This is a genomic window from Sphingobium fuliginis, from assembly GCF_004152845.1.
Lineage (GTDB): Bacteria > Pseudomonadota > Alphaproteobacteria > Sphingomonadales > Sphingomonadaceae > Sphingobium > Sphingobium fuliginis.
Genome location: NZ_SEON01000005.1, coordinates 71,185 through 84,617 on the forward strand (window position 1 = coordinate 71,185; position 13,433 = coordinate 84,617).

The window sequence follows — 13,433 nt, forward strand, 5'->3', positions numbered from 1 at the left end:
TCCCAACCCTCAATTGTCGCCGCGGGCGCGCGGCAGTTGCTGGGCCAGCCGGTCGACTTCCGGCAGGCTGCCAAGATAGGCGTCCAGCGCCTCGGTCACCATCTGCTGCGCGGAGCGGCCGACGATGGCGCTGGCAAGGCGCAGCTTCAGATGGCGGTCGGCATCCAGCCGCAGGGTGAAGGCGGCCTTGCGCCCCTTCGCCACGGCGGAGGCGCGGGCCTTCTTCCCGGCCTTCCCGACCTTTGCCGGCACGGCCGTTTCGGCGATGCGCTCGGCCAGTTCCTCGCGTTCGGTGACGACGGCGGGCACCGGCGCCACGGCGGGAACCGCGGTCATGGGGGTCAGCCCGGCGACGGAGCGGGCCTCGGACGGCGCCGGTTCCGGCTGCGTCACGTCAAATCCCATGTCGTTCCAGCCCAGATCTTCCTGCAGCGCCGTGGCTCCGGCGGTCAGGCCGAAGACGGGACGGCGCATGGCGGGCGATGCGGCGCCCTTGCGCGCCAGCAGGCCGGACGTCAGCGAAGCGAGAGGTTTCGGTTCGACCATGATGCTCCCCTTCCCTTATTGCGTGACCCGGCGGCCGAAGCCGCCGCTTGCCGGACGAACCGTGCCGGCCGTGCCGACGGCATTGTGCGGCACGGAAAAGACGGTGCGGCGGAAATTCTTCTCCAGCCGGTCGGACACATAGGTCCAGAGCTGCGTGACCTCCCCAGCGGATCGGCCATTGGGGTCGACCTCCATCACCGTGCGGCCGTCGATCATCGAGGCCGCGAAATCCGTGCGGTGGTGCAGCGTGACCGGTGCGACCGTGCCGTGCTGCGACAGGGCGACCGCCGCTTCGGATGTGATGCGCGCCTTGGGCGTGGCGGCGTTGACGACGAAGATCAACGGCTTGCCCGCGCGCTCGCACAGGTCCACCGTGGCGCCCACGGCGCGCAGGTCGTGCGGGCTGGGACGGGTCGGAACGACGATCAGCTCGGCCACGGAAATGACGCTCTGGATCGCCATGGTGATGGCGGGCGGCGTGTCGATGACGGCCAGCTTGAAGCCCTGCTGGCGAAGTATCTCAAGATCGGCGGCCAGACGGGCGACCGTGGTCTGGGCGAAGGCGGGATATTCGGCCTCGCGCTCGTTCCACCAGTCGGCCAGCGATCCCTGCGGGTCGATGTCGATCAGCACGACCGGACCGGCGCCCGCCATCTGCGCCTGGACGGCCAGATGCCCCGACAGGGTCGTCTTGCCAGATCCCCCCTTTTGCGATGCCAATGCCAATATGCGCACGCAATTTCCCCCAGAAAATCCAATGGAAGGAAGCAGTGCCACAGGCCCGCCTAAGAATTGGTTAATCCGCGCGGAAGCCTGACGCCCGTTAAAAAGGCGATGTTCTTAATGCTAAGTCGCTATTAACCTTGTGACGGCATAGGATCGGGCAGGAACCCTTGGGAGCATGAGCATGAAGCGTATCTGGGGCGTGCTGGCCGCTGGAGCAATGTTGGGCCTGACGCAGGCCGCATCGGCCGATGTGAAGGCCGGGGTCGATGCCTGGCAACAGGGCGATTATGCCAGGGCGGTGGCGGTGTGGCAGCCGCTGGCGCAGTCCGGCGATCCCGATGCGCAGTTCAACATGGGACAGGCCTATAAGCTGGGCCGCGGCGTGAAGGCCGATCCCGCCCTCGCCATCGACTGGTATCGCAAGGCCGCGAAGCAGGGCCATGCCCGGGCCGAGGACAATCTGGGCCTCCTGATGTTCCAGCAGGGCGACCGCGCCGGCGCCTTTCCCTATCTGCAACGCGCCGCCGAACGGGGTGAGCCGCGTGCGCAATATATCGTCGGCACGGCCCTGTTCAACGGAGACCTGACCGCCAAGAACTGGGTGCGCGCCTATGCGCTGATGACGCGAGCGTCGCAGTCCGGACTGGCGCAGGCGACGGCCAGCCTCCGCCAGATGGACAAATATATTCCGCAGGATCAGCGCAACGACGCCATCGCCATGGCCCGCTCGATCGGCCGGCAGGAGGAAGATCCTCGCCTGCCCGCCCCCGTGGTGCGGGAGGCTCCGGCCCCGGTGCGGACGGCGCAGTTGCCGCCCTCCACCCCCAGGCCCAGGGCGCCTGAACCCACGGCCAAACCCGCGCCCGCAAGGACAGCCGCCGCTAAACCCCCGGAGGCCGGACCCGCCGCCCCGAAGCCCGCCCTCCCCAAGCCGGCCCTCCCCAAGCCGGCCGCCGGCGGCTGGCGCGTGCAGATCGGCGCCTTCAGCGCGGAGGCGCGGGCCCGGACGCTCTGGACCCAGCTCAGCGCCAAGGTCGGCGGCCTGTCCGGCTACCAGCCCTATATATCGACTAGCGGCGGCGTGACCCGGCTTCAGGCCGGTCCCCTGGCGAGCGGCGCGGACGCGACCCGGCTGTGCGGCGCGATCAGGGCGGCCGGCGCGGAGTGCATGCCGAAGAAGATGTAAATCTTGCCAAAGCTTGGAATTTTATTTCAACCATGCGATAATGGGACCTCAGCACGGAGCGTCCCATGTCGATCGAAAATCAATCGGTGATCCATGCGCTGGTGGAGGGGCTTCTTGGCCCGGAAGCAGCCGGCGCAGCGCTGGCGGCGCTCGATCTGGACCGCCGCCTGACGGAACAGGGCGGCCCCCATGTCTCCCGCGCCGCCTTCGCCATGGCGATGAACGTGGCGCTGTTCCACGACCTCCTGCAGCGGGTGCCGAGCGGAGCGGCCTATGTCGCGGACCGGCTGGCGCATGGGGGCAAGGTGCTGTTCGACCATGGCGCGCTGCGCACCATGAGGCTGGCCGAAGGCCCGACCGGACGCTTGCCCCCCGGGGAGGAGGCCTTCACCCGCATATTGCTGCCGCTGGGCTATGAGATGGCGGCGGTCTATCCGCTCGACCGGCTGCGGATGACGGGCCGGGCCTATCGCCATGCCGACCTGCCCGAAGCGATTCCCCAATTCTTCCTGTCGGAACTGCATGCCGACCGCTTCGACCCGGAATTCGCCGAAACGGCGGCGCGGGTGTTCGGCACATCCCGCGATCCGCTGACGGGGGAGGCGCAGGCCGTGCTCGGGAAATTCGCGGACGGCCAGCCCGTCACGCTGGCGGAGGCGGCCGCCGCCCTGCCGGTGATCGTCGCCGCCTTCGACCGGCAGCATCAGCCGCCGAGCGTCGAGGATTATGAACTGCTGCTCTCCCGATCCCATGAGGCGGGCTGGATCGCGACGGAAGGAAACGCCTTCAACCACGCCACCGACCGGGTGGCGGACATCGCCGCGCTGGCGGAACGGCTGAAGGCGGAGGACTGGCCGATCAAGGATCGGCTGGAAATCTCCCGCACCGGGCGGGTGCGGCAAACCGCCCTGCGCGCCGACACGGTGGAACGGCTCTTCGCCGGCAACGAACTGCGCCGGGTTCCGGGCTCCTTCTACGAATTCATCAGCCGGGACATCGATCCCGCAACCGGCAGGCTGGACCTGGCCTTCGACACCGGCAATGCGACCGGCATCTTCGCGATGACCAGCACCCAGGGCGAAGGACGCGCATAACGGGTTGATCGGCGCGCGGGCTTGAGGCAACGGGTTCCCGATTTTTGCGGGGAGATGCGCGTTGACTGATCCGGTTGTCCCATCCTGGGTGCTGACCCTGGCCTGCGCCGACCGCGTCGGCATCGTCGCCGCCGTCAGCCAGTTCCTGGCGGAACGCGGCGGCTTCATCACCGACAGCCAGCAATATGCCGACCGGGAAGCAGGCCGCTTCTTCATGCGCGTCGCGTTCGAGGCGACGGACGGCCGCATGGGCGACACCGGCAGGCTGCGCGGCGAATTCGGCGATGTCGGCGCCCGCTTCGCCATGGACTGGCGGTTGACCGCCGCCGATGAAAAGCCGCGCATGCTGATCGCGGTGTCCAAGGGGTCGCACTGCCTGGCGGACCTGCTGCACCGCTGGCAGACGGGCACGCTGGCGGTCGACATCATGGGCGTGGTGTCCAACCATCCCGACATGCGCCGGATCACCGAATGGCACGGCATTCCCTATCATGAGCTGCCGCCCAATGGCGACAAGGCCGCGCAGGAGGAAGCGCTGCTCGGCCTGTTCGAACGGACACGCTCGGAATATCTGATCCTCGCCCGCTACATGCAGGTGCTCTCGGAGGAACTGGTGGAGAAACTCGCCGGCCGCTGCGTCAACATCCACCACAGCTTCCTTCCCGGATTCAAGGGCGCGCGCCCCTATCACCGCGCGCATGAGCGGGGCGTGAAGCTGATCGGCGCCACGGCGCATTTCGTGACCGCCGATCTCGACGAAGGGCCGATCATCGAACAGGCGGTGGAGCGCGTGGACCATCGCGCCACGGCGGAGGACATGATCCGCATCGGACGCGACATCGAAGCGCAGGTGCTCGCCCGCGCCGTCACATGGCTGGCCGACCGCCGGGTCCTGCAAAATGGCGGCAAAACGGTGGTTTTCCGCTAATCGGGCGCTAATCGGGGCGACCGCGACCCCGCCGGCCTTCAGGCCAGCTTGCGCGCCCTGTCCCGCCACGCCTCGGCCAGCACCGGCATGTCCGCCAGCGCCCTCACGGCGTCCGGCTCGCCCTTGTGCCCTCCCCCGATCAGCAGCCGGAACAGCCGCGCGACCGGCCACTCGGGCCATGGCCGCTCCAGCAATTCCATCTGCGTGCCGGCCTCCGCCTCCCCCTCCCGCAAGACCCGAAAATAGATGCCGCATCGCGCCGTCTTCACGATGGTCGCCATCACGTCGCGCGCGCCGAAACGATGGTCGAGCTTCCAGCAGGGCTGCCGTCCATGGCTCACCTCGACCACCGCGCTGCCCAGCGCAAAGCGGTCGCCAAGGCAGATCTCCTCCTCGGTCATCCCGCGCGACGCGATATTCTCGCCGAAGGCGCCCGGCCCCTCCAGCAAGGGATGACCGGGCTTGCGCTCGCGCCACCAGCCATAATGGTCCTGGGGATAGAGGTGGATGGCCTTGTCCCACCCGCCATGATGCACCTTGTCGGCCACCCCGTCGCCTTCAAGGCCCAGCCAGCCGATCCGCACCGCGCCCGTCACCGGCCTCTTCGCGATCGCGCTATAGTCGCCGTCGCGAAAGGGCACGGGCATCCCGGTCAGCAGCGCGTCGACGGTCATGGAACAAAGGGTCATGCCCTCCCTTGCCATGGAAGCCATGGCCGGGAAAAGGCCGCTCGACAGGAAAAGGACTCAGGCGGGCGACAGCTCCGAACCCAGCTTCAGCACTTCGCACCCGCTGTCGGTGGTCACCAGATAGGCGGGATTGCGGCGGGAACCGTTCCGCCTGATGACGGCGCCCTCGATCCGGCGCTCGACCTGCTGCTCGAACCGCTCGGCCACTCTCCCGCGGCCGACGCCCTGCCCCCAATTCCACTTGACCCTCGCTCCTTTGCGAAAGCTTCCGGTCATCAAGCATTCTCTCCTTCGGGGAACAACCGCGCCGGCCGGCCATCATTGCTGCCGCAAGGCAAAAATCCCGAATGCCGTCCTGGTTCCCTTGGGTTTTGCGCCTGCCTGCGTTAAGGGCGGCGGATGGATGTCACGGGGCTTCGCGTCGCGCTCTTCAGCGGCAATTACAATTATGTGCGCGATGGCGCGAACCAGGCGCTCAACCGCTTCGTCGCCTATCTGCTGCGGCAGGGCGCGGCGGTGCGCGTCTATTCGCCCACCACGGACAGCCCGGCCTTCGATCCGGCGGGCGATCTGGTCAGCGCGCCGTCGGTGCCCGTGCCCGGCCGCCGCGAATATCGGATTCCCTACCGCATGTCGGGCGCCGTCCGCCGCGACCTGAAGGCCTTCCGCCCGAACCTCGTCCATGTGTCCAGCCCCGATCCGCTCGGCCATCGCGCCGTGGCCTGGGCGCGCCGCCACGGGCTGCCGGCGGTCGCCTCCGTCCACACGCGCTTCGAAACCTATCCGCGCTATTACGGCCTCGCCTTTCTGGAGCCGGTGATCGAATCGCTGCTCCGCCGCTTCTACCGCCGCTGCGACGCCATCGTCGCCCCGTCCGAATCGATGGCGCAGCTCCTGCGCGAACAGCGGATGAGCTATGATGTCGGCATCTGGACCCGCGGCATAGACCGGGACATCTTCCATCCCGGCCGCCGCGACATGGCGTGGCGCCGGTCGCTCGGCATCGCGGACGACGAACCGGTGATCGGCTTCATCGGCCGCCTGGTGATGGAAAAGGGCCTCGACGTCTTTTCCGACACGATCGATCATCTGGCGGCGAAGAATGTGCGGCACAAGGTGCTGATCGTCGGCGAGGGGCCGGCCCGGGAATGGTTCGCGAACCGCCTGCCCAACGCCGTCTTCACCGGATTCCAGAAGGGCGCGGACCTCGGCCGCGCCGTCGCGGGCATGGACATGCTGTTCAACCCCAGCGTCACGGAAACCTTCGGCAACGTCACGCTGGAGGCGATGGCCTGCGGCCTGCCCACCGTCGCCGCCCGCGCCACCGGCAGCGAGAGCCTTGTCACCGACGGCGTCACCGGCCGCCTGATCCGCCCCGGCGCGATCACCGCCTTTGCCGACGCGCTGACCGTCTATTGCACCGATCCCGCCACGCGCTCCGCCGCCGGCGCGGCCGCCATGGCGCAGGCGGAACATTATGGCTGGGATCAGGTGAACCAGGCGCTGGTCGACACCTATATCCGCATCATCCGCCAGCGCGAACATGGCGCGCTGGTCCGGTCGAGCCCTGTTCCCTGAACGCAAAAGCCTTCCTATATCACAGGCGATGGCCGATCTTTTCGCCCCCGACGATCTCCCCCCTGTCCCAGCCGAAGCGCCGCTGGCCGACAAGCTGCGCCCCCGCGCGCTGGCGGACGTCGTCGGGCAGGATCATCTGACCGGACCGGATGGCGCGATCGGCCGCATGGTCGCCGCCGGCCGGCTCTCCTCGATCATCCTCTGGGGCCCGCCGGGCACGGGCAAGACCACCATCTCCCGCCTGCTGGCGGATGCCGTCGGCATGCGTTTCGAACCGATCTCCGCCGTCTTCTCCGGCGTGGCCGACCTCAAGAAGGTCTTTGCCGCCGCAAGGGACCATGCCCGGCGGGGCGAGAAGACACTGCTCTTCGTGGACGAGATCCACCGCTTCAACCGCGCGCAGCAGGACAGCTTCCTCCCCTTCGTGGAGGATGGCACCGTCACCCTGGTCGGCGCGACCACCGAAAATCCCAGCTTCGAACTCAACGCCGCGCTCCTCTCCCGCGCGCAGGTGCTGATCCTGCGCCGCCTCGACGCAACCGCCCTCGAACAGTTGCTGGAACGCGCCGAATCGCTGATGGAACGCCCCCTGCCGCTCGATGCAGCCGCCCGCGAAGCCCTGCTCGCCAGCGCAGACGGCGACGGACGCTTCCTGCTGAACCAAGTGGAGACCCTCTATTCCATCGACGTCCCGCAGCCGCTCGATCCGGCGGGCCTTTCCGCCCTGCTCCACCGCCGCGTCGCGGTTTATGACAAGGACCGGGAGGGTCATTACAACCTCATCTCCGCGCTCCACAAAAGCCTGCGCGGTTCCGACCCGCAAGCCGCGCTCTACTATCTCGCCCGCATGCTGACCGCAGGCGAGGAGCCGCTCTACGTGCTGCGCCGCCTCGTCCGCTTCGCCGTGGAGGACATCGGCCTTGCCGACCCGCAGGCGGTCGTCCAGTGCCTCGCCGCCAAGGACAGCTACGACTTTCTCGGCTCCCCCGAAGGCGAACTCGCCATCGTCCAGGCCTGCCTCTATTGCGCCACCGCGCCCAAGTCCAACGCCGCCTACAGCGCCATGAAATCCGCCTGGAGGTCCGCCCGCGAGACCGGCTCGCTCATGCCGCCGCAGAACATCCTGAACGCCCCGACCAAGCTCATGAAGACCATCGGCTATGGCAAGGGCTATCAGTACGACCACGACGCGCAGGACGGCTTTTCCGGCGACAATTACTGGCCCGAGGAAATGCAGCCCCAAAGCTTCTACGCCCCCACCGAACGCGGCTTCGAAGCCCGCATTGCCGAACGCATGGCCTATTGGGACCGCCTGAGGGCCGAACGCCGCCCGAAATGACCCCCCGCTTCGCCCGCTATGCGGTCATCGACTGGTCCGGCGCAAAGGGATCGCGCCACAAGGGCATAGCCGTCGCCCTGTGCGAAGCCGGCGATGCGGCGCCCCGGCTCCAGCATCCGGACGGCGGCGGCCTCTGGTCGCGCCGCGCCGTCGCGGACTGGCTTGTCCGGACCGCGGCCGAAGCCCCGACCCTGTTCGGCTTCGATTTCAGCTTCGCCCCGCCCTATGTCGCGCGCCGAAGCTACCTCCCCGGCGACGACGTGCCCGCCACCGGCCCGGCCTTCTGGGCCTATGTCGACGGCATTTGCGCGGACGAGGATCTGGGCGCCGCCAGCCTGCTCGAACGCACCCACCGGCGGCATTTCTATTTCGGCAAGGCCGACGGCATCAAGGCGGACTATATGCACAACCGCGCCTGCGAGGCGCATTACAACGCGCAAGGCGGCGGCAAGCCCTCCACCGTCTATGACGCCATCGGCGCGGCGCAGGTCGCCAAGGCCAGTTTTTCAGGGATGCGCCTGCTCCACCACGTCCATCCGCACGTCCCCGTCTGGCCCTTCGACCCGCCGCCCAGGATCGGCTCGCTGATCGTGGAAATCTACACCAGCATCGCCGCGCGCGCCGCCGGACGCCCCAAGGGCCGGGCCAAGATGCGCGACCTCCCCGCGCTGAACGACGCGCTATTCGCCGTCGGATCACAACCGCATATGGGCCTTCCCCCCGACGACCATGGCGCCGACGCGATCCTGACCGCCGCCTGGCTCCGCCGCGCGGCCCCCCGCCCCAGCCTGTGGAACCCGGCGCCGCTCGACGAAAAAATCGCCGCAACAGAGGGCTGGACGTTCGGCATCATCTGATAGTAAGGCGCTCCCCGTCCGAAACGGATGGGCCGGCTTAGCACAGCGGTAGTGCAGCGGTTTTGTAAACCGAAGGTCGGGGGTTCGATCCCCTCAGCCGGCACCATGACTTCCAGAACCGTTCATGCCGGGGTGAGGCTGGACGAAGCCGAAGTCCCCTGTCGAAACATTCCGCGCAGCCCGAACCGACAGGTTCTGATTCCACCCCACTTGCCCTATACTCGCCCGATGGCATATCGACGCCTGAAAAACTGGGCCCGCGCGCTGAAGGTCGACATCATGGCCCTGTGGCTCGCCGCCCGCGACAGCCGCACACCCCCGGCCGCAAAGCTCGTCGCCGCCGCCGTCGCCGCCTTCGCGCTCAGCCCGGTCGACCTGATCCCGGACTTCATCCCGATCCTGGGCTATCTGGACGATCTCATCATCCTGCCGCTCGGCATCGCCCTGGCGATCCGCCTCATTCCCGCGCCGCTGATGGCGCAGTTCCGCACCGAAGCGCAACGCCTGTCGGACCGTCCCAAAAGCCGCACGGCAATGGCGGTCATCCTCCTGATCTGGCTGGCATCGGGTCTGGCGCTGTCACTGTACGCCGCCCACTGGATCGCCCATCGCGCCCGCTGATCATGTTTCAGAGCGCGACCTGCGCAATCTGACGCAGCGCGCCCTGGCCCCAAAAACAAAATGGGGGCCGGCATTTCTGCCGGTCCCCACTTCCGTCGCGTCTCTCGATCCGCTTCTCTTTCAAGATGCGATCATCGGACTCGGCGTGCGATAGGTCCGCCTCAAAGGCTTTGCTATCGTGTCGGCTCCGTTTGCCCGGCCGGTCGGCCGTTCTCCCGCAGCCTGTCCTCTTTATTCGATGCCCGACGTTCACTTTCGCGCGTGCACGGCACCGTCTATTGAGAACCATCGGATTTCCGCATTTTCCTTCCGGTCCATGCTTCTTTCCCGACGCTCGAAAATTCCTTCAAGTCGCTGATTTCTCATCGACTTTGGCATCCAGATCGCTCTGTCTCCCGGTCTTTCCGATAAGAGGATGCTCTCACCAAAAGCGAGTCGCTCAAAGCGGAATCTTGCACCCTGAAGACCGCCTCCCGCTAAAGCTGTGGATAAGTGTGGATAATTTTTCCGCATGGTTCAGCCGCCCGGCGACCAGCCTCGCGGCGCCAGCGTGAAGCCGGAAAATTCAAAGCCCGGCACGACCACGCAACTGACCAGCGTCCATCCGCCCATCGGCCGCGCCGCCTGCCAATGATGGGCCGGGACCAGCCCTTGCGGCTGCTGCCCCGCCAGCACGTCCCCGCCCAGCAGCATGTCCCGTGCAGCCCCTCCTTCGTCCGCGATCGACAGGGTGAGCGGCGCCCCGGCATGCCAGAACCAGTGCTCGACGGCGTCGACCCGGTGCCAGTGCGAAGCCTGATGCGCCTCCAGCAGGAAATAGATCGCGGTCCCGCCTGCCCGTTCGCCCGCTCCGGCCGCCGCCCGCCAGCTTTCCCGAAACCATCCCCCCTCCGGATGGGGCGCAAGGTCGAGGAGCCGGATCAAAGCCCCCGCTGCCGCTTCATCGTAACCGTCCATCGCCCTGCCTCAAAATTTATGCCCGGAAAAACAACATGATGCGTCGTTGTCGCAGGTTCATGCAACCTCCATCAATATGCGCGGGTTGAACGATCAAAGCACGTCTTTTGGAGGAGAAAAAATGCGTAAAGCCCTTATGGCCATGGCAGCCGTCTCGCTGGCCATTCCCGCTTCGATGGCGATCCCGACGGACGGCGCCAACGCCCGCCGCCATTATCAATATCGCGAATGGCGCGGGCGCGACGGCCGCATGTACTGCCGCAAGTCCAACGGCACCACCGGCCTGATCGTCGGCGGCGTGGGCGGCGCTCTGGTCGGCCGCGCCATCGACACCCGCGGCGACCGCGCGACCGGCACGATCCTGGGCGCCGCCGGCGGCGCGCTGCTCGGCAAGGAAATCGACAGCAAGCGCCGCTGCCGCTGACAGGCGCGAAAAAGGGCGGCTTCCGATGGGAAGCCGCCCTTTTTCATGTCTTCAAGACATTCAAGGCTTATTCGGCAGCCGCGCCGCGCGCCTCATCGACCTTGAAGGCCACCGACTGACCGCCGGAAACGCCCGACACGCGGCCATTCTTGACCGACAGGTTGAAGGCGACGGCGTCGGGATAGCGACGGCCCGAAATCACCTTGCCGGTCTTGGTGTCCTTGACGTCATACACATAGGTGTAGCCCTCGTGCGTGAACTTCTGCTTGGCAGCGTCTTCGGCATGGGCGGGAGCGTTGGCGGCGCCGGCGGCGAACAGGGCGGAAAGGACAAACTTGGACAGCATTCGCATGGGTAAACTCCTTGTGAATGCCGATCAAACACCTCTGGAATATTCTTTTCTGTTGATGCCGATTTATGGTGCGCCGCGCTAAAACGACAATCGCAAACAAAGGCGAAACGATTGCATTTCCCGCAACCGCTAACTCAACCCATTGATAAATCAAGAATATGTTTGAATTCCGCCGCCGTCAGCGGGGACACGGAAAGGCGCGATTGGCGTATCATCACCATATTGGCCAGCTTCGGATCGGCCTTCATCGTCTTCAGCGTGACGGGCTTGGCGAACTTTTCCTTCGGCGCCACATGCACGGCCACCCACTTGCCCGTCCCGTCCGTGCTGTCGGGCGCGGCTTCCTCGACGATCTCCATGATGCCGACCGCCTCGACCCCGATATTGCTGTGGTAGAAGATCGAAAGATCGCCCTTGCGCATCGCCTTCATATGGCCTTGCGCGGCATGATTTCGCACCCCGTCCCACTCCGCCTTCCCCTTTGCGGCCAGATCGTCGTAGGAAAAGGCGTCGGGTTCCGATTTCATCAGCCAATAGTTCATGGCTTCTCCTTGCATCAGCCGCGAAGGACGATCAAGGATGCGCGCATGGCCCGGCGGCGCCAGGACGGCGCGCCTGGGCGGGTCCAGTTGAATTTCGGAGAATCACGTGTCGCAATCCCTGCTGGGACAAGTGCCTGTCCTGTCCTTGGGCAATATGGAAAGGGCCGACTTCGCCGCCGCCTTCGGCGGCTCCTTCCAGCGCTTCGGCTTCGCCATGGTGAAGGACCATGGCATGGACCCGGCGCTGATCGACACGGGCTGGGCGCTCGCCCGCCGCTTCTTCGCCCTGCCGGAGGAGGCAAAGCGCCGCTACGACGCCCGATATAATGGCGGCCAGCGCGGCTACACCGCCTTCGGCGTGGAAATCGCCAAGGGCGCGAGCGAGAACGACCTCAAGGAATTCTGGCATGTCGGTCGCGACCTGCCCGAAGGCGATCCGCTGGCGCAAAGCATGCCGCCCAATGTCTGGCCGGACGAGCTGCCGGAATTCCATGAGACGTTCACGCGCCTCTATGCCGAATTCGACCGCGTCGGCGCCGAACTGCTGTCCGCCATCGCCCTATATCTGGGGCTGGAGGAACGCTGGTTCGACAAGCCCATCGAAAACGGCAATTCGATCCTGCGCCTGCTCCATTATCCGCCCGTCTCGCCGGAAGCGCCGGGCATCCGCGCCGGCGCGCATGAGGACATCAACCTCATCACCCTGCTGCTGGGCGCCGAGGAAGGCGGGCTGGAACTCAGGGACCGGGACGGCAACTGGCTGCCCGTGGTTCCGCCGCCGGGCGCGCTCGCCATCAATGTGGGCGACATGCTCCAGCGGCTGACCAACCATCGCCTGCCCTCGACCAGCCACCGCGTCGTCAACCCGCCGCCGGAACGGCGCGGCCATTCGCGCTATTCCATGCCCTTCTTCCTGCACCTGCGGCCGGACTTCCTGATCGACGCCCTGCCCCAATGCGTCGATGCGGCGCATCCCCGCCGCGACCCGCCCATAACCGCGCACGACTATCTGACCGAACGGCTGCGGGAAATCGGCCTGATCAAGGGGTAGCGACGGGAATGACGGGCGCGCCCGGGCCAGACGCCCCGTCCGCGCGGCGGCCCGCCATGTCCTGACCGGCGATCGGTTCCGATCGCCCGGAAACCGCCCTATCTCCGCCCGCGCCCCATGGTGATCCCGATCTCCTCGCCCTTCTCGCTGAGGGCGAGCTTCACGATCTTCACCTCGACATGGGTCACCTTGTCGTCCTGGAGGAAGATCGTCTCGATGATATGATCGGCCACCGCCTCGATCAGCGTGAAATGCTGTCCTTCCGGCAGGGCCGCGGTCGCGGCATGTTTCAGGTCCATGTAATTTTTGGACCGGGACAGCGGCGTGTCGGGATCGTAATGGTCCGCGATCTTCAGCCGCGCCCTGATCGATATGCGCAGCGGTTGCGGCAGGTGCGTCTCCTCCGAATAGATGCCGGTCAGGACATCCACGTCCAGATTATTCACCTCCAACGTCAGGAAATCGTCAAATCCGCTGTTCATAGCTCGCCACATTCAGGCCGTCCCTGCCGCGGGCCGGCCCCAGTTTAGACTTTTATTTTGC

Annotated in this window: 17 protein-coding genes and 1 tRNA gene; 10 read left to right on the plus strand and 8 right to left on the minus strand. The window is 66.5% G+C overall.

The window, feature by feature from the left end; all coding sequences use genetic code 11:
- Positions 1 to 9: 9 nt before the first annotated feature.
- Together EWH10_RS13360 and EWH10_RS13365 are read right to left on the minus strand one after the other, a co-directional pair.
- Positions 10 to 546: a hypothetical protein gene (locus EWH10_RS13360; protein ID WP_044661997.1), complete on the minus strand. Its 537-nt coding sequence runs from the start codon at positions 544 to 546 to the stop codon at positions 10 to 12.
- A gap of 15 nt (positions 547 to 561) precedes the next feature.
- Positions 562 to 1,281 (minus strand): ParA family protein, encoded by a 720-nt coding sequence (locus EWH10_RS13365; protein ID WP_044661996.1) that lies wholly within the window; start codon positions 1,279 to 1,281, stop codon positions 562 to 564.
- A gap of 166 nt (positions 1,282 to 1,447) precedes the next feature.
- Between EWH10_RS13365 and EWH10_RS13370 the strand changes: the two genes are divergently transcribed.
- From EWH10_RS13370 to purU, 3 genes are all read left to right on the plus strand, one after another.
- A complete protein-coding gene (locus EWH10_RS13370; RefSeq protein WP_044661995.1) occupies positions 1,448 to 2,458 on the plus strand; it encodes an SPOR domain-containing protein in 1,011 nt (336 codons plus the stop codon).
- Positions 2,459 to 2,523: 65 nt separating this feature from the next.
- Positions 2,524 to 3,552 carry a 2-oxoadipate dioxygenase/decarboxylase family protein gene (locus EWH10_RS13375; RefSeq protein ID WP_044661994.1) on the plus strand — a complete coding sequence of 343 codons (1,029 nt, stop codon included), beginning with the start codon at positions 2,524 to 2,526 and terminating at the stop codon, positions 3,550 to 3,552.
- An 88-nt stretch (positions 3,553 to 3,640) separates the two neighbouring features.
- Positions 3,641 to 4,480 (plus strand): formyltetrahydrofolate deformylase, encoded by an 840-nt coding sequence (gene purU / locus EWH10_RS13380; protein WP_371873091.1) that lies wholly within the window; start codon positions 3,641 to 3,643, stop codon positions 4,478 to 4,480.
- 38 nt (positions 4,481 to 4,518) lie between these two features.
- On the opposite strand, the gene EWH10_RS13385 is transcribed toward purU, so the two are convergent.
- Both EWH10_RS13385 and EWH10_RS13390 read right to left on the minus strand, forming a co-directional pair.
- Entirely contained in the window at positions 4,519 to 5,169 is a 651-nt protein-coding gene (locus EWH10_RS13385) for an MOSC domain-containing protein (protein WP_044661993.1), read from the minus strand.
- A gap of 57 nt (positions 5,170 to 5,226) precedes the next feature.
- Positions 5,227 to 5,445 carry a hypervirulence associated TUDOR domain-containing protein gene (locus tag EWH10_RS13390; protein WP_025551239.1) on the minus strand — a complete coding sequence of 73 codons (219 nt, stop codon included), beginning with the start codon at positions 5,443 to 5,445 and terminating at the stop codon, positions 5,227 to 5,229.
- A 123-nt stretch (positions 5,446 to 5,568) separates the two neighbouring features.
- Here EWH10_RS13390 and EWH10_RS13395 point away from each other — a divergent pair, with 123 nt between their 5' ends.
- The 5 genes from EWH10_RS13395 to EWH10_RS13415 all read left to right on the plus strand — a co-directional run bounded on the left by EWH10_RS13395 (position 5,569) and on the right by EWH10_RS13415 (position 9,564).
- Entirely contained in the window at positions 5,569 to 6,747 is a 1,179-nt protein-coding gene (locus EWH10_RS13395; protein WP_044661992.1) for a glycosyltransferase family 4 protein, read from the plus strand.
- Positions 6,748 to 6,775: 28 nt separating this feature from the next.
- Positions 6,776 to 8,086 (plus strand): replication-associated recombination protein A, encoded by a 1,311-nt coding sequence (locus tag EWH10_RS13400; RefSeq protein WP_044661991.1) that lies wholly within the window; start codon positions 6,776 to 6,778, stop codon positions 8,084 to 8,086.
- Complete coding sequence (locus EWH10_RS13405; RefSeq protein WP_044661990.1) at positions 8,083 to 8,943, plus strand: hypothetical protein; 861 nt, start codon at positions 8,083 to 8,085, stop codon at positions 8,941 to 8,943. Before EWH10_RS13400 ends, EWH10_RS13405 begins: the two co-directional genes overlap by 4 nt.
- Positions 8,944 to 8,974: 31 nt before the next feature.
- Positions 8,975 to 9,049 (plus strand) — tRNA-Thr (locus EWH10_RS13410).
- A 122-nt stretch (positions 9,050 to 9,171) separates the two neighbouring features.
- On the plus strand, positions 9,172 to 9,564 hold the full coding sequence (locus EWH10_RS13415) for a YkvA family protein (RefSeq protein WP_025551244.1): 393 nt from the start codon (positions 9,172 to 9,174) through the stop codon (positions 9,562 to 9,564).
- Between the two features lie 516 nt (positions 9,565 to 10,080).
- On the opposite strand, the gene EWH10_RS13420 is transcribed toward EWH10_RS13415, so the two are convergent.
- Positions 10,081 to 10,521, minus strand: coding sequence for a cupin domain-containing protein (locus EWH10_RS13420; RefSeq protein ID WP_044661989.1), 441 nt, complete (start codon positions 10,519 to 10,521; stop codon positions 10,081 to 10,083).
- A 121-nt stretch (positions 10,522 to 10,642) separates the two neighbouring features.
- Here EWH10_RS13420 and EWH10_RS13425 point away from each other — a divergent pair, with 121 nt between their 5' ends.
- Positions 10,643 to 10,945, plus strand: coding sequence for a glycine zipper 2TM domain-containing protein (locus EWH10_RS13425; RefSeq protein WP_025551246.1), 303 nt, complete (start codon positions 10,643 to 10,645; stop codon positions 10,943 to 10,945).
- A 67-nt stretch (positions 10,946 to 11,012) separates the two neighbouring features.
- Here EWH10_RS13425 and EWH10_RS13430 read toward each other — a convergent pair whose 3' ends face one another.
- Entirely contained in the window at positions 11,013 to 11,291 is a 279-nt protein-coding gene (locus EWH10_RS13430) for a hypothetical protein (protein ID WP_025551248.1), read from the minus strand.
- Between the two features lie 140 nt (positions 11,292 to 11,431).
- Positions 11,432 to 11,839, minus strand: a complete 408-nt coding sequence (locus EWH10_RS13435) for an EVE domain-containing protein (protein WP_065846220.1) — start codon at positions 11,837 to 11,839, stop codon at positions 11,432 to 11,434.
- A 106-nt stretch (positions 11,840 to 11,945) separates the two neighbouring features.
- Between EWH10_RS13435 and EWH10_RS13440 the strand changes: the two genes are divergently transcribed.
- A complete protein-coding gene (locus EWH10_RS13440; RefSeq protein WP_044661987.1) occupies positions 11,946 to 12,890 on the plus strand; it encodes an isopenicillin N synthase family dioxygenase in 945 nt (314 codons plus the stop codon).
- Between the two features lie 98 nt (positions 12,891 to 12,988).
- Here EWH10_RS13440 and EWH10_RS13445 read toward each other — a convergent pair whose 3' ends face one another.
- Positions 12,989 to 13,372 (minus strand): dihydroneopterin aldolase, encoded by a 384-nt coding sequence (locus EWH10_RS13445; protein ID WP_025551250.1) that lies wholly within the window; start codon positions 13,370 to 13,372, stop codon positions 12,989 to 12,991.
- Positions 13,373 to 13,433 lie beyond the last annotated feature (61 nt).